The sequence below is a fragment of the Cytobacillus sp. IB215665 genome (assembly GCF_033963835.1).
GTDB lineage: Bacteria > Bacillota > Bacilli > Bacillales > SM2101 > Nanhaiella.
The window spans coordinates 20,895-37,907 of sequence record NZ_JAXBME010000028.1; the positions used below are offsets into that span (position 1 = coordinate 20,895).

The 17,013-nt window shown below is 34.4% G+C and carries 30 protein-coding genes; 20 read left to right on the forward strand and 10 right to left on the reverse strand.

Annotated features, from left to right (window positions below; translation table 11 throughout):
- Nucleotides 1-183 precede the first annotated feature (183 nt).
- On the reverse strand, nucleotides 184-399 hold the full coding sequence (locus tag SLH52_RS22115; RefSeq protein ID WP_320211375.1) for a helix-turn-helix transcriptional regulator: 216 nt from the start codon (nucleotides 397-399) through the stop codon (nucleotides 184-186).
- A gap of 495 nt (nucleotides 400-894) precedes the next feature.
- Here SLH52_RS22115 and SLH52_RS22120 point away from each other — a divergent pair, with 495 nt between their 5' ends.
- Nucleotides 895-1,176: a hypothetical protein gene (locus SLH52_RS22120; RefSeq protein WP_320211376.1), complete on the forward strand. Its 282-nt coding sequence runs from the start codon at nucleotides 895-897 to the stop codon at nucleotides 1,174-1,176.
- 45 nt (nucleotides 1,177-1,221) lie between these two features.
- Here SLH52_RS22120 and SLH52_RS22125 read toward each other — a convergent pair whose 3' ends face one another.
- The 8 genes from SLH52_RS22125 to SLH52_RS22160 all read right to left on the reverse strand — a co-directional run bounded on the left by SLH52_RS22125 (nucleotide 1,222) and on the right by SLH52_RS22160 (nucleotide 7,383).
- Nucleotides 1,222-1,389, reverse strand: coding sequence for a hypothetical protein (locus SLH52_RS22125; RefSeq protein WP_320211377.1), 168 nt, complete (start codon nucleotides 1,387-1,389; stop codon nucleotides 1,222-1,224).
- 248 nt (nucleotides 1,390-1,637) lie between these two features.
- Entirely contained in the window at nucleotides 1,638-2,471 is an 834-nt protein-coding gene (locus SLH52_RS22130; RefSeq protein WP_320211378.1) for a hypothetical protein, read from the reverse strand.
- A 179-nt stretch (nucleotides 2,472-2,650) separates the two neighbouring features.
- Entirely contained in the window at nucleotides 2,651-3,472 is an 822-nt protein-coding gene (locus tag SLH52_RS22135; protein ID WP_320211379.1) for a hypothetical protein, read from the reverse strand.
- Nucleotides 3,473-3,492: 20 nt separating this feature from the next.
- Nucleotides 3,493-3,768 carry a hypothetical protein gene (locus SLH52_RS22140; protein WP_320211380.1) on the reverse strand — a complete coding sequence of 92 codons (276 nt, stop codon included), beginning with the start codon at nucleotides 3,766-3,768 and terminating at the stop codon, nucleotides 3,493-3,495.
- Nucleotides 3,752-4,546, reverse strand: coding sequence for a ParA family protein (locus tag SLH52_RS22145; RefSeq protein ID WP_320211381.1), 795 nt, complete (start codon nucleotides 4,544-4,546; stop codon nucleotides 3,752-3,754). The genes SLH52_RS22140 and SLH52_RS22145 overlap by 17 nt, the downstream gene beginning before the upstream one ends.
- Before the next feature lie 110 nt (nucleotides 4,547-4,656).
- Nucleotides 4,657-5,223, reverse strand: coding sequence for a plasmid stabilization protein (locus SLH52_RS22150; RefSeq protein ID WP_320211382.1), 567 nt, complete (start codon nucleotides 5,221-5,223; stop codon nucleotides 4,657-4,659).
- A gap of 23 nt (nucleotides 5,224-5,246) precedes the next feature.
- Nucleotides 5,247-6,224, reverse strand: a complete 978-nt coding sequence (locus SLH52_RS22155) for a helix-turn-helix domain-containing protein (protein ID WP_320211383.1) — start codon at nucleotides 6,222-6,224, stop codon at nucleotides 5,247-5,249.
- A gap of 904 nt (nucleotides 6,225-7,128) precedes the next feature.
- The gene (locus SLH52_RS22160) at nucleotides 7,129-7,383 is read right to left on the reverse strand and encodes a helix-turn-helix transcriptional regulator (protein WP_320211384.1); all 255 of its coding nucleotides are present in this window, start codon (nucleotides 7,381-7,383) and stop codon (nucleotides 7,129-7,131) included.
- A gap of 273 nt (nucleotides 7,384-7,656) precedes the next feature.
- Between SLH52_RS22160 and SLH52_RS22165 the strand changes: the two genes are divergently transcribed.
- From SLH52_RS22165 to SLH52_RS22180, 4 genes are all read left to right on the forward strand, one after another.
- Nucleotides 7,657-8,949, forward strand: a complete 1,293-nt coding sequence (locus SLH52_RS22165) for an AimR family lysis-lysogeny pheromone receptor (protein ID WP_320211385.1) — start codon at nucleotides 7,657-7,659, stop codon at nucleotides 8,947-8,949.
- The gene (locus tag SLH52_RS22170) at nucleotides 8,942-9,115 is read left to right on the forward strand and encodes a hypothetical protein (RefSeq protein WP_320211386.1); all 174 of its coding nucleotides are present in this window, start codon (nucleotides 8,942-8,944) and stop codon (nucleotides 9,113-9,115) included. The genes SLH52_RS22165 and SLH52_RS22170 overlap by 8 nt, the downstream gene beginning before the upstream one ends.
- Before the next feature lie 146 nt (nucleotides 9,116-9,261).
- Entirely contained in the window at nucleotides 9,262-9,453 is a 192-nt protein-coding gene (locus tag SLH52_RS22175; protein ID WP_320211387.1) for a hypothetical protein, read from the forward strand.
- Between the two features lie 23 nt (nucleotides 9,454-9,476).
- Entirely contained in the window at nucleotides 9,477-9,617 is a 141-nt protein-coding gene (locus SLH52_RS22180) for a hypothetical protein (protein ID WP_320211388.1), read from the forward strand.
- Nucleotides 9,618-9,628: 11 nt separating this feature from the next.
- On the opposite strand, the gene SLH52_RS22185 is transcribed toward SLH52_RS22180, so the two are convergent.
- On the reverse strand, nucleotides 9,629-9,976 hold the full coding sequence (locus SLH52_RS22185; protein ID WP_320211389.1) for a helix-turn-helix transcriptional regulator: 348 nt from the start codon (nucleotides 9,974-9,976) through the stop codon (nucleotides 9,629-9,631).
- A gap of 169 nt (nucleotides 9,977-10,145) precedes the next feature.
- On the opposite strand from SLH52_RS22185, the gene SLH52_RS22190 reads away from it, so the two are divergent.
- The 15 genes from SLH52_RS22190 to SLH52_RS22260 all read left to right on the forward strand — a co-directional run.
- Nucleotides 10,146-10,340, forward strand: coding sequence for a helix-turn-helix transcriptional regulator (locus tag SLH52_RS22190; RefSeq protein WP_320211390.1), 195 nt, complete (start codon nucleotides 10,146-10,148; stop codon nucleotides 10,338-10,340).
- Nucleotides 10,341-10,391: 51 nt separating this feature from the next.
- Entirely contained in the window at nucleotides 10,392-10,592 is a 201-nt protein-coding gene (locus SLH52_RS22195; RefSeq protein ID WP_320211391.1) for a YqaI family protein, read from the forward strand.
- 1 nt (nucleotide 10,593) lies between these two features.
- Nucleotides 10,594-10,821, forward strand: coding sequence for a hypothetical protein (locus tag SLH52_RS22200; RefSeq protein ID WP_320211392.1), 228 nt, complete (start codon nucleotides 10,594-10,596; stop codon nucleotides 10,819-10,821).
- 166 nt (nucleotides 10,822-10,987) lie between these two features.
- Entirely contained in the window at nucleotides 10,988-11,344 is a 357-nt protein-coding gene (locus SLH52_RS22205) for a nucleoside triphosphate pyrophosphohydrolase family protein (RefSeq protein ID WP_320211404.1), read from the forward strand.
- Entirely contained in the window at nucleotides 11,334-11,516 is a 183-nt protein-coding gene (locus SLH52_RS22210; protein ID WP_320211393.1) for a hypothetical protein, read from the forward strand. The genes SLH52_RS22205 and SLH52_RS22210 overlap by 11 nt, the downstream gene beginning before the upstream one ends.
- A complete protein-coding gene (locus tag SLH52_RS22215) occupies nucleotides 11,513-11,767 on the forward strand; it encodes a hypothetical protein (RefSeq protein ID WP_320211394.1) in 255 nt (84 codons plus the stop codon). Before SLH52_RS22210 ends, SLH52_RS22215 begins: the two co-directional genes overlap by 4 nt.
- 43 nt (nucleotides 11,768-11,810) lie before the next feature.
- Complete coding sequence (locus SLH52_RS22220; RefSeq protein WP_320211395.1) at nucleotides 11,811-12,098, forward strand: hypothetical protein; 288 nt, start codon at nucleotides 11,811-11,813, stop codon at nucleotides 12,096-12,098.
- 51 nt (nucleotides 12,099-12,149) lie between these two features.
- A complete protein-coding gene (locus SLH52_RS22225) occupies nucleotides 12,150-12,494 on the forward strand; it encodes a hypothetical protein (RefSeq protein WP_320211396.1) in 345 nt (114 codons plus the stop codon).
- A gap of 46 nt (nucleotides 12,495-12,540) precedes the next feature.
- On the forward strand, nucleotides 12,541-13,149 hold the full coding sequence (locus SLH52_RS22230) for a hypothetical protein (protein WP_320211397.1): 609 nt from the start codon (nucleotides 12,541-12,543) through the stop codon (nucleotides 13,147-13,149).
- Between the two features lie 44 nt (nucleotides 13,150-13,193).
- On the forward strand, nucleotides 13,194-13,577 hold the full coding sequence (locus SLH52_RS22235; protein ID WP_320211398.1) for a hypothetical protein: 384 nt from the start codon (nucleotides 13,194-13,196) through the stop codon (nucleotides 13,575-13,577).
- Between the two features lie 224 nt (nucleotides 13,578-13,801).
- On the forward strand, nucleotides 13,802-14,344 hold the full coding sequence (locus SLH52_RS22240; protein WP_320211399.1) for a host-nuclease inhibitor Gam family protein: 543 nt from the start codon (nucleotides 13,802-13,804) through the stop codon (nucleotides 14,342-14,344).
- Nucleotides 14,341-15,009: a hypothetical protein gene (locus tag SLH52_RS22245; RefSeq protein ID WP_320211400.1), complete on the forward strand. Its 669-nt coding sequence runs from the start codon at nucleotides 14,341-14,343 to the stop codon at nucleotides 15,007-15,009. The genes SLH52_RS22240 and SLH52_RS22245 overlap by 4 nt, the downstream gene beginning before the upstream one ends.
- On the forward strand, nucleotides 14,954-15,628 hold the full coding sequence (locus SLH52_RS22250) for an ERF family protein (RefSeq protein ID WP_320211401.1): 675 nt from the start codon (nucleotides 14,954-14,956) through the stop codon (nucleotides 15,626-15,628). The genes SLH52_RS22245 and SLH52_RS22250 overlap by 56 nt, the downstream gene beginning before the upstream one ends.
- 11 nt (nucleotides 15,629-15,639) lie before the next feature.
- Complete coding sequence (locus tag SLH52_RS22255) at nucleotides 15,640-16,008, forward strand: single-stranded DNA-binding protein (RefSeq protein WP_320211402.1); 369 nt, start codon at nucleotides 15,640-15,642, stop codon at nucleotides 16,006-16,008.
- Between the two features lie 31 nt (nucleotides 16,009-16,039).
- Nucleotides 16,040-17,013: hypothetical protein (locus tag SLH52_RS22260; RefSeq protein WP_320211403.1), on the forward strand; the 974-nt coding region annotated here is incomplete at its 3' end.

The following is a 17,013-nucleotide window of genomic DNA, read 5'->3' on the forward strand; positions in this document are numbered from 1 at the left end:
TTGATGTTATGTAGTAGCTAGAAAAAAAGGGGGGATTTCTATGAAGTTTGAAAAGACTTCAGAAGGGTTTGCGTTTAGCATGTCGTGGATTTTTTTGCACGTGCTTTCCCAAGTCATATTTAGAGCTTTTTCGTAATTAGCTAGGAAAAAAGTAAAGGGCTGTAGTTAAAATACAGTCCTTTATTACATATCCCAAAAATCATTTGATTTAACGTTAGGATCAATTTTCCTAAGTGCCTTTAGAACCTTGCTCATAGTTCTTTGTGTAGGCGAATGTTTTCCCCTGAAAGTCAGATCCGTTATCGTACTCTTTCCTAACCCACTATTTTTTTGCAACCAAGTATTACTTATTCCCCTTTTATCTAACCACTTTCCTAATTTCGTTTTAGGCTTAAACATCCTTAAACACCTCCTTTTCACAGGCTTGACAGTTTTTCCGAAATTTAAACCCTAATCGGTTGATATTTCATGCATAGTGGACAAGCCGTGCTAAATAGACTTTACTAAGACGCTTACAAGACGTCTGAATTAAGGAGGTAATGCAATGACACTAGAAAAGGCTATAAATCAACCTGAGAGGAAGGACGTCCGTTTAAAAAGGGAGGGACGTCTATCAATGAAAAGGAGGACGTCTGATGTATAGACCAACCGTTAGATATGACGATACGTTTCGTAGTTATGTAGATGCGCTTTTTCAGGCTACAGACCTTGACCGTAACCAAATAATTAGGCTTGCTTTATTCACTTCAACTTTTTCAGAACCATTTCAAGACATCATTAAGCAGCACATGAAATCAGACGTCCCTCCTCCCTCCCCCATGTGGGAACAGGATTTTAGCCAGTTGTGGATGGAGAGGGAGCTAAAAAAAGAAGAGAAGAGGAGTGAGGACGTCTATGTTGACGAGCGAAGAGAAAGCCGTATTAACAAAACTGTTGAACGAACAACCGAAACGGAAACGAAGATCGAGCGAACGGACAAGAGACGAGTTAGGAAGGTTTCTCCCGGAACAAGAACATTCCGAAGCGAAGGAGGAGGAATTAAAGTCACGGTCGTTTAAGGTGCGGAAAGTGAAGGGCACAAATTCTTATGAAGTAGTGGATTCGTTCTTTTCAAAAGAAGAAAAGGACGCCATAAAAGCAATTGGCATCCTGATATTGATGGCATGGATATTTTAAAGAGAAGAAACAAAGGAATAAACGTTTATTCTTTTCTTCTCATCATCACACTGGGTGAACAACTTTATTATCACCTTTTGGAGAATTATCTTTTCTAATGCGATACAAAGTTCTAGTTACAGAGCCAAGTGTATGATGTGGTAACCTCGTTTGTTGTAACCAAATAGCTGTTTTCACAACTTCTCCTTTAGATAAATCCAAAGCATCTTTCATTAGTTTAAACTCATCATCAGAGTATTTCATAACTTTTCACAGCCTTTCGTAAAATTTGATCTTAATAAATCATATTTATCAAGGCTGAAAATTATTCCTACTATTTAAAACATGATTAAACAAGGGTTTGATAAGAGGTCAAAAAATTGAAAGCTTCTATGTTCTTGCTAGAACAAAACAAGAATATATAAACGAATAAACAAAAGAAGAAATAAACTAATGTTTCAACGTTTATTTCTTCTTTATATTTAATCCAATTTCGCAAAATTCAAATTAACAACGAATTCTTCTAAGGGGATATCAGTCATTTTGCAATATTTTGTTAGGTCGTTCCAAAAATCCCAAACACCGTGGATGGTTTTGATCCTAAGCACGTGTGTACGTACATCTTCATCCCAATCTATTGAAGTAGTTAAACCGTATTTTTCTAATAAAACACAATGATCAGCGATTACATTAAAACTTTCACCTGTAGCTTGAGTAATTTCTTTTATAATGACCTCACCACAATAATCTAGACTATTAGGCATGGGATCAGAACGTTGAATCATTATAGCAAACAAATTTAAGCTATCTGGAGCGAGCTTTCTTAATTGATCAACAAGTTTATTAAGTACCTTAGAATCTTCTTTTAGTTGTTCTTCACTATGGCCAAAACCAAGTTGATCACTTAGTTTTTTACAACACTCTGTATAACTATAATTTTGTAACACAGTATGATCCTTGATGGAATTTTGTAGTTTGGATACGATGTCAGAAAATTTCTGTTCATGTTCTTTCTTCATATCTTTTAGATCCTGGACAGAATATTTATCAACATTATCAGTAATCTTGTGATGTTTGGGGCAAAGTAATATCAAATTGGGAAAATCTCTTCTATCCTCATTTTCTTGACTGGTATTAAACCTCTGACCTCCTGGCATAGCTGCTTCAATATGACATATTTGACCAATAATTTCTCCATCCATATCCATTATGAATTCTGTACAACCAGGAAAAGCACATTGATTTCCTGATTTTAAATAAAGTTCTCTTAACACTTCTTTCTTGGGCGATAATCTTTTAGGAACTTCGTGTGTCAACATTACACCTCCAATTTATGTGAAATAAGATTGTTAATTTTCATCTAAATATTTTTCAAGTGCTGCTTCAATGATTAAATTAATATTTCTTTCTACCTTCACACCTTCGTTTCTTCCAACGTTTATTACTTCTTTTACAGATGCTTTTAACACACAAATCATTATATAAAAATTTTATGTTAACCATCTAATCCTTCGAAATTAATATCCATAATAAAATCTTCAAGAGTAAATTCGGTAATGTTGCAATACTCCTTTAAATCTCCCCAGAAATCCCATCCATTATCACATGATTCAATGGGAACAACCTCAGCCTCCAAATTATAGTCATAATCCATTTCTGAGACAAAACCATATCTGACTAATATTTCATAGTGGTCTCTAATCTGGCTTGGATCACTGACCACACTTCTCAATTCGCTTGCCAAAATTACTGGCCCTGTTCCAGTGGCACTAGATCGGTGTAACATAATTTGAAAGACACGCCGTGTATCATATGGAAGTTTTGCCAACTCACTAGCCCATTCGTTAACATCTTTAGTTATTTCATATAATTCTTTCTGGTTATGCCCCCAGTCTAATTCCTTATTAATTCCTTTACAGTTTTTGGCTAATGTAGAATATTGTGATTCAGTTATATCACTGATTGATTCTTGAATCTTTGATACAATATCTGTATATTTTTTTTCATGTTTTTTCTTCATGTTTTTTAAAACCGAAACTGAATATTTTTTAACATCATCAGTGACTATATGATGTTCATAACAAAGTAACATCAAGTTAGAATAAGCTCTTCTCTCTTCGTCTGTTTGCTTGGGATTGAATCTCGGTCCACCTGGCATAGCTGCTTCAATATGACACACTTGACCAATAAAATTTCCATCTTTATCTATCAACAATTGTGTACATCCAGGAAAAGCGCATTGATTTCCTGATTTTAAATATAGCTCTCTTAACACTTTTGTTTTCGGTGATAGCCTTTTCACATTACTGTGAGTCATAACAAACCTCCTAAGATAAGTTATTGGTTATTATTGTTATCGGTTAAATATTTTTCAAGTGCGTCTTCTATAATTAAATAAATATTTCTTTCTTCTAATAGAGCTTTCATTTTCACTTTTTTGTGTAAATCAGTTCTTAAGTCGAAGGAAACTCTCTTCCTTTCAATCTTCGTTTCTTCTTTTATTTCTACGTTGTTTTCTTCTTGGTTTCCTTCTACACTTTTGCTCAAAACCATTGAAGGTGTAATTGTTCTTTGTTGACGTTTTTTTTCTTTGATTTCATCTATTTTTGACACGTTCAATCAACTCCTTATAAAATTCTTGATATTGTATTAAAGCTTGACTTAATTCTTTGTTGTCCTCAAATCCGTGAACAGATAAGCGACCTGTTTGAGCTTTACGAGTAATAATTGTGTTAAAAACTAATTCAGGGTAGTCCTCTGCAATCAATTCATTAAATGCTTTAGCATCTGATCGACGGACATCATTCATAGTTCGCAATATTCCTAGTACACTAGTATTCCTGTTTCCAATTTGATTCGCTGCATCAACTGAGTCCATGAAATTAGGTATTGCTGAATAACACCAGTTAGAGCACTCATACATAACTACAACATACTCAGAAGCACATAGTGCATTTGTTGTTTGCTCAGATAATGATGGAGCTGTATCTACAACTATAAAATCATAGTGATCTCTTACCTCGTCAAGAAGTTTATCTAAGATTAGACTAGGGTTCCCCTTGTAAGGTTGACTTTCCCCTAAATAAGTTTGTCCAGTATAAATCCATCTAGGAAATGTGGCCAAGAAATTATTCGCTGGCAATATATCTAGGTTGTCATTTACTTCAAATATAAAATTAGACGTTGTATTTTTTTGCATAGCTTCAAGTATAGATCTACCCACAAATTCATTCGATGGGATTTGTGTTAGTAGCTCAGTTAAGTTACCTTGCGAGTCCATATCTATTGCTAAAACTTTAAAATCTTTGCTTAACAAATGTGCTAGAATCCCCGTTGTTGTTGACTTCCCAGATCCACCTTTTTGTATACCCATCGTTATTGTTACAGCCATTTCCTCACCTCCAATTTATCGAATAAACGTTGTTTTAAATATTCTAATATTCAATTCTTCGCTTCTTCTTTTATTTATTCGCTATTAATTTTATATTTCCTTCTAGAATATTAGCTATATTTCACAGGAACTTTTTTTATCTTTCTTTCTTTGGCAGCAAGATAACGAGTATATCCATCTTCAAGAGATTTTGTTTCTTTATTTATTACAATCGGCTCATCTATTGTTCCATGTTTATCTATATAGTCAAACCTTTCTAATAATTTTCGTTCTTGTGGGTTACTGTTTCGAAAAGAATCTGAAATAGTAATTTCGCTTAAAACACAAAAACCTTGAGTTTCTTTTGGAACATCGATATGTTTACCTTTATGTGGCTCTACTATATGAATCTCTGTACATATTACACCTATTTCCCCAGGACACAAGTCCATAGGTATGTTTAAAGTAGGTTCGCCTTCAATAAACAAATTGTGATTACGAAACTCCTCTTTATCAATCATTAGTTTTTTCAATTGTTCTTTATTTATGAAAACCGTGTATTCAATACATTCACTTACAGGCAAAGAACTAGGGGAAAAAGGAGCCCCACAATCTTGTATATCAAAAGCATATGAATTTTTTTTTATTTTCCTTAGTTCACTAGTGGCTTTAGCAGAAAGTGTTATCCTGTGTGGCATGTAGTTCACTCCTTTTTTTAAAATTATTGTCTGAATATATCTTCCAATTTATTAATAGCATCTTTATTCCCTTTATCAGCAAGTTTTTTCAAAAGGTTAATATCTTCATCAGTAAAGCTATCATTCATATCATTTTGCTGCTCTATTCCATGCCAATCTGGAACAATCTCTTTTCTAATTGGAGCACTTACAGATTTTTGCTGAGATACATTTTGTAATTCAATACGCTTTTTAACTGCATTATTCAACCTAGCTTTTATGTTCTTTATCTTACCAGGTGTTTTTTCTAGTGAAAATTCAAGAGCATCAGCATATATGTATTCGTTACAACGATCTATGTTGGCTTTATAATGTTCCTCAATTTTAATCACATTTATAGAATCATCTATCAATCTATCGGTATTTCGGTTTAGTACATTCTTGATAGGGGAGGGTACATCTAATTCATAGATCTGTTCACTGATAGATAGATTTTTATTTTTAATAAGATTTTTATTTTTAGATATTTTCTTTTTAGTGTTAACTTGAGGTTTACACGACCGTGTTAACTTTTGGTTTACACGGTCCGTGTTAACTTGAGGTTCACACGGTTGATTTTTTCTCCATGCAATTCGTTCTTTTGGCTTTGGATCAGGCAATCTACTTTCTCCAACCAACTGTAAACACTTATCAACCAATGGTTTAAAGTTATAAATGTTACTTTGGAATTCTCCTTTGTCATTAAACCTTTGCCCAACTTCAATTAGTTTTTTATCCAACAGAGAATTAATCATTTTAGTAATAGCATGACGTTTTACACCTAAATGATCACAAATTGTATCTTGGCTAGGATAAGGATCTCGTGCATCATGTTTGTATGTGAGAAGTATTGAAATAAATCCATACTCTGCATGGGTTATTCCTAATTTTCTATAGCTGCGTATTATTAAATTTGGTATTGCTGTAAAACCTTCATCAAGTATTGGTGTGCCCCACATTATTTCCAGTCTATTATTTTCCATACAAAAAAGACTCTCCCTTCATTTGGAAAAGCCTGCCGTTAGCCATCTATAAATTTAATAACCTAAATTTGCATGATATGACAAAAGAAAACATGAAAAAGCATAGTTTTCCTGTTGCAAAAATGCCTAAACTTAGATACAATTTAGATATAAATGATGATGGTCTGCCCTAAAGTTTGGTCGCTGTAGGGGCAGGCTTTTATTTTTGTTTTTTTTTATGTAAAATTTTTTCTCTTTTAATAATCATAGCACGATAGATTAAAAAATGACAATGCTATTTTGATAGATAACCATTATGTAATAGAACATAACCTACCGTGACGAGTTTTGAACCAAAGAAGCCGTGAGCCTAGTGCCAATGGCTTTTTTGTGCGGTATCCCCATGTCCTACAACTTATGAGCCTAGGATTAAGCCCATAGTATACCCCTATGGGGACTAAAATTTTAGTCCTCCCCAAAGATGTTTAAAGATGTTAAGCTCTATGTAAGCACTTAAGTTGCGTGCCCTTCAAACTTTTTTAAGCCTACAAACATTGGTATAGCAAGGTTTCAACAACGAAACCCAAAATATAAGTATATTCATTTTTTATTACGAAAACGAGAGTATTTGGGAGCATTTAGGGTGTAGGGCGTGCAGAATCACGTCTCATGCCCAAAGATTTTTTGCAAGTAAATATGCTAGCATAATTTCAAACTAATCAATTGTGAAATAAAGGGATTATAGCAAGTTAATTGAATGGGAATCTAGCGCTGTATTAATATTCCAAATTCGCACAAAAAATAATTTGTAAATTTATTTACAGGTGGTATGATGAAAGTATAACAAAATTTGTATTTTTTGCTAGAAAACGAACAAGGTAAGTGTTAGAATAAGAACAGACGTTCGATTCTTTGAGTAAAAAAATTAGCTATCTATATCTTGCTCTTCGTAGTAAAATAGATCGCCAACGTCGTATTTTTTATCAATACCTTTTTCGGTTGCAAATTGATTAAGTGTCTGAATGAGTTCAAACAGGGTGCTCATACGAATGCCTTTCATTCGATTGTTGACTAGATCAGAGATTGTACTTTTTCGAATACCACTATCGAGTGCAATTCGATATAATGACAAATCTAATTCTTCAAGAATCTCATTTAGTCTACAATGAATGCCGTTCATGCGTGATACCGTCCTTCGTATCTAGGTGTCTAAATTTTAATAGAGTAAGATAAGGCATTAGTCACGATTAACGTGCCTAAATTTCAAAACATATATTGCATAAACTGAAAAAAATTAGTAGATTAATAAGTATAAAAGTCGGAATGTTCATAAAAAAATAATCCCTCACCTTAACCACGACGAAAAGGTGAGGGGGTGTATCCTACGCTCGCTAAAGGATAGGATACTCTATTATACTATCAAAAATTGGACGGTTTTTCCATTATTTTTGAGGTGGATATAGAGCTAATCCTTTTGCGAGTAGGCATAGGATTAGCTTTTTATATTTTAAGGGGGGGGGGACGCACATTGACCTCTAATACAAAAACAAAACCTAACATCAATAGATTTGGAGAAGTGCTCAACGAAACAATCGAAAAATATAATTTAGTGAAACAAGATATAGCTGATTTTTGTAATGTTGATAGCTCGATATTTTCAAAGTTGAAAAATGGAGGGGAGAGTAGTTTTGAGAAAATATTACGCATAGTCAGGCGTATATGTGTTCTAACAGAACCTTCCAAAGAAAAAGAATTGATGTTAATCTATATTCAAGGGATAAGACAACCTAAAAATATCAAATGCGCAATGGAATATTCTGATACACATAATCAACTTGATGAATCCCAAATGTTGTGCGATAAAGCTTTTAAACTAGCTAATTGGGAGAATAAGTTAGATGAATTTGCCGAACTTTACTCCTTAAGGTTAAAAAGGAAAAGAAATAACATTGCTTTAGAAGAGTGGTATGAAGAAATAATAAAATGTAAACCAAAGACCGATGAAATGAAAACATTTAGATCTTTGTTAATAATGCTTTATTACCACGATTCTGGGAAGTATCATAAAATTTTAGATGCTGTTACAGAAGTGAGGGTTTCGATTGAGGAATTAGAAACTAACTACCTAAGGTTCTCTTTTGGAATGAGACTTAATCAACGATTACAGGCTGTATATTTACATAATATCTGTGATTTCGAAAAAGCGAGAACTCTTGCTATTGAGTCAAAAGAGAATCCTGTTGGTAGAAGGTTTGTTGCATACGCTAATTTAACAATTGGATTATCATATTTTCATGATAAAACAAGCTCTAACAAAGCAATTGAGTATTTACAAAAGAGCGTGGACATTTATCTAGAAATTGAGGAACATGATATCGCCATGACTATCCTTGAGAAAATTGATTTTATCAAAATATTTCACGGTATTGATATTTCGTTTGATACAATTAAACATCAACAAAATAAAGCTTTGTGGCTAATTTTAAACAATAAGCAAACAGACGGTTTAAAAATCCTTAATGATTTAGATATTTCAAAAGGAAAGAATCCTTTGCGTGAGTATATAAAAGGGTTAGCTACAAACGATGTAACATATTTTTGGGAATCATTAATTACGTATATCAACGAAAGAGGAGACCGTTTATACGGAATCCTCCCAAGAGACCAACTTCTTAAACTAGGAGAAAGAGAAATAGCAATTAACGGTTATTACGATACTAAAAAGGTAGGTGGACGAGGTGTTTAAAAAAACAGCATTAATAGCGACTATTGGATTCTCATTACTTCTAAGTCCAACAAGTACATCAGCGGACGAAAGTGATAAAACTGCAAATTTATTAATAAAAAATCCTAAAATTGAAATTGTTCACTTTAGTGGCGGCTCGGCAGATGAACCAGTCCCAGGAGATTAAAACCTAATATCAAAAATTCGTTATAAAGAAAGACGTAGCCTTTAAAAGGGTTGCGTCTTTCCGTGTTTTTGGGAGATTTGCCAAAATCTGATTAGTGCAAGAAAATGGCAAATATTATAAAAAAATAACAAGAGGAGTTGCTTCACATGGCAATGTCACTTCAAGACATGAACAAAAAAAGCGCAAAGGTTATTAAATTCCCAAATAAAAAAATAGATACAGAGTTAGACGAAATCTCAGCTAAAGCGTTTGAATTAATGGATCAAGATAAGTGGCGGCATACTGCATTTGAGGATTGTATAGGTTCGACAGATTCTATATTTAAAAGCAGAAAATAAAAATATAAAAGGGGTAATATTCTATGGGACAAAATAACGAAGTAATAAACATTGAAACAATGAAATATATAGCAGCAATTGTGACGGATAGCCACAAAGATAACAGCAAAGCAATTGAATTAGTCAAAGAAATAAAAGAAGCTGAAGCTGCCGTTTTGAGGTAGCCTCAGCGAGTTTATAGATCAGGGTGCTCTATTTTTACATAAGTTAAGACTTTATCCATTATTTCTTTTCTTCGTTCTGGGGGAAGTTTTTCTAATATGTCATACAATTCTTTCGTTTCTTCTTCAATTTTGATTTTTGTTTCAACTGTTAATTGAGGGTCATCAACTTTTCCCATCAAATAGTCAACTGTCACTTTAAAATGTTTTGAAATAACATCTAGCATTTCTACTGAAGTGCCACGTTCATTTCTTTCTATTTTTGAAATGTGTGATGGCGTCATCTCTAATATTACAGCCATATCACGTAATGAATACCCACGGGCATTACGAAGTTTTCTTATTCTATCACCACTTAACACAATACATTCCTCCTGAATGCTCAATTAATAACAATAGTGTATCAGAAAAGTTGTACTTTTAGAACACATTTAACTTAAAAATAAAATAATTTTATATAATCACTTGCAGAACATGGATAGGTATATTAAAATGTTCTTAAAGAACACGATAGAACAGGAGGCCTTTTAATTGAGAAATGAAATAGCGATTTTTCGAAAAAAAAAGGATTTAACACAACAGCAACTTGCTGAAATTGTAGGGGTTTCAGTTGGTCATATCTGTAAAATTGAAAACGGTCAGAAGAACGCTAGTCTGTATCTACTTTTGGATATAGCTGATGCTTTAGATACAACGGTCGGGGAGTTAATACCTGGCATTTTTTAGCGGTTTGTGTGTTCTTTTAGAACATTGATTACGTTATAAGGAGGTCAAACAATGCAACATCCATCAATAACAAGAACCGAACGAACAGGCTACCCACAACTTGAAGAACAACCCAAAAGAGACATTTACGATGAAGAAATCTTCTCAGGTGAAAGAGTGTGGCTAGATCCGAACAACGGTAATTTAATCCTTAAATGCAACTTAGCGAAGTACATAATGGAGCACTATGACTTTGACTTAGTGGAGGGGTAGCGTGAATATCCACACATTGGAAGAACATTCTAAGGCTGTTATAACAGCAAAAAAGCTAGGCATCTTCAACATATATGAGGATTCAAGGGTTCATCTTGATCAAGATGTTTTTACGAGATTAGTAGAAGAAAACAACTTGAACATACAAACCACAACAAGAGATTGCAATATCTTCCCACATGAAAAATCATTTCAACTAAACGGCATTAAATACTACTCACTTTTTTAAAGGAGCTGACAGTGTGAGGAAAATAAAAGCAAAAATAAATAAACTGCTAGATCAACAAGAAGCAAAAGGCATTGAAAAGTACGGACATACTCTTGAGGATTGTCCAGATAAGTACGACTGGAACATGATGGCGATGGAAGAATTAGTGGATGCGCTGCAATACCAAATGAAAGAGAATCTGAGACTTAAAAAACAACTTGGCTTTAACGAATATCAAGATCTTGCTTCAAGAACTGCAAATGAAGAACTAAATGGTCCACAAGCAATGTGTAACTACAGTATGGGAGCAGCAGGCGAAGCAGGAGAGGCGTTAGATATGATCAAGAAAATTGTTTTCCATGATCATGAATTAAATAGACATGAACTTGCTAAAGAGCTTGGAGATCAACTGTGGTACATTTCGCAACTTGCTAGATTGATAAATTTCTCCCTTGAAGATATAGCGACAATGAATGTGAACAAATTGAAAGCTAGATACCCTGAAGGCTTTTCTAGCGAAAGGAGTGTTAATCGTGAATCCTAGACATGTGGCTGCACACAATGGGTTAACAATTGATCGCGAAGACCTTCAAGTTATCACAATATATGAAACTGGCATTTCAAAAGAGCAAATTAAGGCACAAAACCAATATTGTAAGCGTTGGGGCTTGCTCGTGCAAAGTGAAAATGAAGCTGATTGGATTAAAAGCTTATGAGGAACAATTGGAATGGCAATGCGTTTACCGAGTTAACTATTCGTCGTCATAGAAAACTAGAATTAGTGAAGGCAATCCAAGAAAAAGAACGTAACGGATGGGAATGTATAGCTCCAATTGCCAAAACATCAAATCACAAGAAAGAATGGCAATTATCATTTAGTCCAAAAAGAGCCAACAAAAAGCATGAATATAGTGGGGTTGTTGAGGCTTATACCTACGTTGTCAAAATGCGAAGAATAGCTAATTAAACATAATTTGTATTGTGGTTACTAAAAAAGGTGGGGGTACATTATGAAATTCGGTTCGATAGATTGGTTTTACAAGCTAAATGAAATGGTGAGTTTCCCTGCAAAATTTGCTTTCTATTACAACAAGAGAGATAACGTTATTCAAGTTTCAAAGGTTAATAGCAAAGCTATGGTTGAAAATATTCGTTACAGAGATATAGAGCCTTCTCCATTACATTTTCATCCAAAAGAAACTGCATTAATTAAGGTAATAGAAATATCGTCAGATAAAGAGTATCACGATGAAATTGTACAACTTCAAGAAATATGGAGAACAAAATTTGCTGGATAGATTATATGAAACTCAAGAGTAACGCAGTCGATTAGCGAAAGGAGAGTACAAATGATTGAATCGCTAACCAAATTAAATGTCGGAGATAAAGTTTACTTTTTAGAAAATAATCCTGACACGTTCACAGTACAAGCAAAAAAAGAAAATTACATTGTGGCTACATCACATGAAGTAGCAGAAGGTATTGAATACACAATCATTGATACTGATAAAGGCATGTGCGGTCCACATGATCGAACGTTTAACGTTTACGATTTTGATAAAAAAGAGAGCATGGAAGAACTCATAGATCATTTAATTCAGAAAAGAAAAGGAATTACACTATCAAGACGACATAGTGCACCTGTAGCACTTGTTTTGAATTTACCAAAAACGACTCAACAGTTTATCAAATAATAATTAATCGACTTAATAAGCATGGAGTCGATTAGGAGGGAATGTAATGTCTGATTATAAATTATCAAAATCAGTAATGGAACGTTATGATATTAGGCTAGACAACTGGAGTTGCCAATGGGCGATAATTTCAATTAGTAATGATGGCGTATTTAATGCTCAAACAGATTGTGGTGATTTTTCTTATCGTTGGGGTTCGTTTGGGAATTGCTTCAAGTCATTTTTAATAGGTGTATTTAGTAAAGATACTCATTATTTATACAAAAAAATTCATGATAGTAACAAAACTAATCTTGTAGATGTTGAAAAGACTGTAAACAACATGAAAGAACGCATCCTTCAAAATCGCAGAGAAAATGGAAGTAGCACACCATATGTGATGAACGAACTGTCACCAGAGGAAGCAAGAGAATTATGGGATGAACTTGATAGTATACAAAGCTGTCATGGTGAGATCACTGGCGATGCATTTGCTTCAATTTTTTATCACGAATTACCTGATACAGCAAGAAGAAAGGAATTTGGAGACGAGTTTTGGCATGAAGATATATTAACCTATTCAACTGATAGACAAGCAGAAGCTTTCTGTGAAGTTGTTGCACCTATATTTGCTGAAATACTAAAAGAAGAACTTGCAGAAAAAGTAGCTGTTTAATTTAGGAGACTTAATAGCAATTCAGTTAATTTGGAGGGTGAAAAATGGAAAATGAAACACGATTAGATGAAATCATGAGTGTGGCTGTTAACTCAGCAAAAGATCAAGGTGTAGGCGTAACTGATAAAGTTCACTTAAATTTAGATGATTTTATGTTTTTGCATGGACTAGCTGAAAAAGCAGAAGAAACGACTGTAAAAGTTAAGTTCCAAAAAGAACTAGAGGTAGTTATTCAAGACGATGAAATTGATGAAGAAGATAGGTTGACATCTTTTACAATACTAGAATGCATGGGGTGTCATTGGATATTCAATGGAGATTGTGAAAGGTTTGGATATGGATTTACAAGTCAAAGTACACAAATTCCTAATTATTGCCCTATGTGCGGTTCTAAACTGGAAGGAGAAATAGAAGAAACCGAAGCTTAGTAACCACAATGATAGTTGTGTTTCCAACTTTTTATAAATTAGGGAGTGAATAAAGAATGATAAATCTTGGAGAAATGTTTAAAGCGTATTGTCCATCATGTAAATTCACCCTGTTTAGCAATAAAAGAAAAGGGAATGACCGTATGCAATTCGCATGTGCTTGCGGTTGTAATTTCTTATTGAGCAAGAATCATTGTCAGAAAGTATAAAAGGAGGATTACCTTATGAACGCACTTCATGAAGAAGAGCTTGAAAATATTGAAGAACAAAAACAAGGCTTTTCAATTACTGATATAGATAGCCTTAACTGGGCTTTTAGAAAAATCTCAGCATTAAAAGCGCAGCAAAGAAAAATTACTAAACTAGCAGATGCTGAACGGGAAAGAATTGACCAATGGGAAGAAAAGGAGTTACGAGACATAAATAATAGTCTCCAATTTTTCGAAACTCATATTTCTAAGTATCATGCGAACCAATTAGCTGAAAATCCAAAAGCTAAAACTATTAGTACACCTTACGGCAAAACAAAGGCTCGTAGTTCTAGTGAGCAAATTGACAAAGTTAATGAAGATACCCTTTTAAAGCACGTACAAGCTTCAAATTTGAACGATTATATCAAGCCAACATTAATGTGGGGAGAGTGGAAAAAATCTCTTAAAATCGTAGATATAAATGGTAAGAGGGTTGTTGTTGATGAATTAGGACAAAAAGTTGAGGGAATTTCTATTAAACAAGCAGATACCAAGTTTAGCGTGGAGGTGGAATGAGTTTGGAGGGGCATCGATTTGGTAGATGGGTACTCATCGAACGAGTTAACCACCCAAAATACAAAATGTGGCACTGTAAATGTGATTGTGGTAACGAAAAAGATGTTAATGAAAACAATTTAAAAAGAGGAAAATCCATTAGTTGTGGTTGTCATAGAAAAGAAAAGCTCCATAAATTGAAATCGGTTCATAACTGCGAGCCGAGGAAATTATACAATGTGTGGTTGGCTATGAGAAGACGATGTTACCTAGAAACAACGAGAGGCTATGAACATTACGGGGGCAGAGGAATTGAAGTCTCCGAGGTATGGAGGCATGATTTTGAAGCCTTTAGAGATTGGTCCTTATCTAACGGTTACAAAGAAGGTTTGTCGATAGACAGAATAGACAATGACGGTAATTATTCTCCTGAAAATTGTCGATGGGTAGATAGAAAAACTCAAAATAATAATAAGAGAAATGTTAGAAAGATTGAAATTAAAGGAGCTACAAAAACATTAGCTGAATGGGCACAAATCAGTGGGATTAAGCATAACACCTTGACTAGTCGCCTCGCGTACGGTTGGACAAATGAAGAACTATTAACTGAAACGGAAGGGAAGGGGACAAATGGGACAACAACTAAAAGAAAGATCAAATCTAAACCTGCATCAAAAGTTGGTTGAAGTACGAAAATCCGTCACATACCTCAAAAAAGAAGCTACTGGTCATCAATTTAACTACGTTAGTTCATCTCAAGTATTAGGTGCTATACGTCAAAAACTAGATGAGTTAGGCGTGTTACTTATTACAGAAATTGTTGATAAACGCCTGGTAGAACGAGAAACCACAACAAACAAGGGCAAGGCGGTCATTACCTATGAAATCTCATTAGATTTAAGAATGACTTGGGTCAATGCTGATAATCCAGAAGATAGGATACAGATTCCATTCTTTTCAATGGGATTAGACACAGGGGACAATTCAAAGGCTGTGGGAAAAAGCCTTACGTACGGCGAAAAATTCTTCCTTTTAAAACAATTCAACATAGCAACCGACAAAGATGATCCAGACGCATTTCAGGAACGAGCTGAAAATTATGTCCGTGAAGAAGCTAGTACAGACAATACAAATGAATTTTTAGCAATGGCTGATAAGTTCGCTGATTTGAGAAATCAAGATAGAAAAGCTGTTCTTGAAGCCTTGAAAATAAAGGATGCTACCAAATTAACAAAAGGTCAAATTGCTAAACACATGAAAACATTAGAAGCGTGGATAGAAAAAGCAAAAAACAAAGCTAGTTAAGGAGTGAATAGATGATGAACAATTCAGTATTGATTGGACGATTAACGAAAGATCCAGAATTGCGCAATATAAATGATGGAACAGCAGTAGCGAGTTTCACATTAGCAGTAACTAGAAAATATAACAAGAATGAAACGGACTTTATTAATTGCCAAGCATGGAGAAAAACAGCAGAACTTTTAACGCAATATTGCAAGAAAGGTAGTTTAGTAGGAATTGAAGGTCGTATACAAACAAGAAATTACGAAGGGCAAGATGGTAAGCGTGTATATGTCACTGAAGTTGTTGCCGAGAGTGTAGAGTTTTTGGACTCAAAAAACACAAATAGTAATGATGATGGGCAAACACTAGATATTTCTGATGATGATCTACCGTTCTAATTTAAAGTATCAGCGAAAGTGAGGGGATATAGTGCATTTAGCAGAAAGAGAAAATACAACTTTAACAGCGAAGCATCATGTATTGGTGCACCATATCCCGTTTAAATCGCAACCTCAAGGCCAGCAAATGGGAAAAATCACAAATGACTTAAAAAGGTCATTCAGTAAGCCTTTTACCATACAAGAAATACTTGAATTATTTTCAAACGGTCACAGTATCATGCTTTCACATGCTCAAGTAGATAAGGAGAATAGGTTTCGTTTTATATCAGCAAGTTGTTTTGCTATTGATATTGATGATACAGAAATGAAAATTCATCCAAAAGAAATTCTTATAAAGTTGAAAAGTAGAATAGCAGGAATGTTTTATACCTTTTCTCACGGTAAAGAGGGCAAAGGGTATCGTTATAGACTCGTATTTCAACTTGATCAAATTGTAAATGACGAACTGAAGATGAAAGGCATCATTGAAACGGTAAACGATGACTTGAAAAAGTTAGGTATTCCAGTAGATACACAAGCTAAAAACCCACTCCAGGTAGTCCGTGGTGGTACTAAATTTGTTCTTGTTAACGAGAATAACAAACTTAACACTAACAACCTCTTAAAACGTGTCCAGGAAGAAAATATTAAACGGCAGCAAGAACTATATGATTCATTTGAAAAGGAATTGCGCCCTGTATCTTTCAAGGTACTAAAGGAAATGGCTGAGAAGGTCGGATATATCCCTTCTGGAATGGGGCAGGGTGAGGATTGGAAACGTATCGTTGTTGGTATTCGCCATTATGCCAACTTAGGCTACATTACAGATGATGAAGGGTTTGAACTGTTTGACATTATCAGTGGTGGTGAACAGTCACAAAAGTCATGGGAAACACTGCGAGCCCATGGACAAGCTACCATTCGCAGTCTAGTATATTTTGCTAAGAAACAGGGCTATACAGGCAAATTCCAATACTATGAGCCTAGCGGACACACGCCCACGACATACAACCATGAAGCTAT

Coding starts and splice junctions, on each gene's coding strand:
- SLH52_RS22115 (WP_320211375.1), bottom strand. CDS start 399: ATGTTTAAGCCTAAAACGAAATTAGGAAAGTGGTTAGATAAAAGGGGA.
- SLH52_RS22120 (WP_320211376.1), top strand. CDS start 895: ATGTTGACGAGCGAAGAGAAAGCCGTATTAACAAAACTGTTGAACGAA.
- SLH52_RS22125 (WP_320211377.1), bottom strand. CDS start 1,389: ATGAAAGATGCTTTGGATTTATCTAAAGGAGAAGTTGTGAAAACAGCT.
- SLH52_RS22135 (WP_320211379.1), bottom strand. CDS start 3,472: ATGACTCACAGTAATGTGAAAAGGCTATCACCGAAAACAAAAGTGTTA.
- SLH52_RS22145 (WP_320211381.1), bottom strand. CDS start 4,546: ATGGCTGTAACAATAACGATGGGTATACAAAAAGGTGGATCTGGGAAG.
- SLH52_RS22150 (WP_320211382.1), bottom strand. CDS start 5,223: ATGCCACACAGGATAACACTTTCTGCTAAAGCCACTAGTGAACTAAGG.
- SLH52_RS22155 (WP_320211383.1), bottom strand. CDS start 6,224: ATGGAAAATAATAGACTGGAAATAATGTGGGGCACACCAATACTTGAT.
- SLH52_RS22160 (WP_320211384.1), bottom strand. CDS start 7,383: ATGAACGGCATTCATTGTAGACTAAATGAGATTCTTGAAGAATTAGAT.
- SLH52_RS22175 (WP_320211387.1), top strand. CDS start 9,262: ATGGCAATGTCACTTCAAGACATGAACAAAAAAAGCGCAAAGGTTATT.
- SLH52_RS22180 (WP_320211388.1), top strand. CDS start 9,477: ATGGGACAAAATAACGAAGTAATAAACATTGAAACAATGAAATATATA.
- SLH52_RS22195 (WP_320211391.1), top strand. CDS start 10,392: ATGCAACATCCATCAATAACAAGAACCGAACGAACAGGCTACCCACAA.
- SLH52_RS22205 (WP_320211404.1), top strand. CDS start 10,988: ATGAAAGAGAATCTGAGACTTAAAAAACAACTTGGCTTTAACGAATAT.
- SLH52_RS22215 (WP_320211394.1), top strand. CDS start 11,513: ATGAGGAACAATTGGAATGGCAATGCGTTTACCGAGTTAACTATTCGT.
- SLH52_RS22220 (WP_320211395.1), top strand. CDS start 11,811: ATGAAATTCGGTTCGATAGATTGGTTTTACAAGCTAAATGAAATGGTG.
- SLH52_RS22225 (WP_320211396.1), top strand. CDS start 12,150: ATGATTGAATCGCTAACCAAATTAAATGTCGGAGATAAAGTTTACTTT.
- SLH52_RS22230 (WP_320211397.1), top strand. CDS start 12,541: ATGTCTGATTATAAATTATCAAAATCAGTAATGGAACGTTATGATATT.
- SLH52_RS22235 (WP_320211398.1), top strand. CDS start 13,194: ATGGAAAATGAAACACGATTAGATGAAATCATGAGTGTGGCTGTTAAC.
- SLH52_RS22240 (WP_320211399.1), top strand. CDS start 13,802: ATGAACGCACTTCATGAAGAAGAGCTTGAAAATATTGAAGAACAAAAA.
- SLH52_RS22245 (WP_320211400.1), top strand. CDS start 14,341: ATGAGTTTGGAGGGGCATCGATTTGGTAGATGGGTACTCATCGAACGA.
- SLH52_RS22250 (WP_320211401.1), top strand. CDS start 14,954: ATGGGACAACAACTAAAAGAAAGATCAAATCTAAACCTGCATCAAAAG.
- SLH52_RS22255 (WP_320211402.1), top strand. CDS start 15,640: ATGATGAACAATTCAGTATTGATTGGACGATTAACGAAAGATCCAGAA.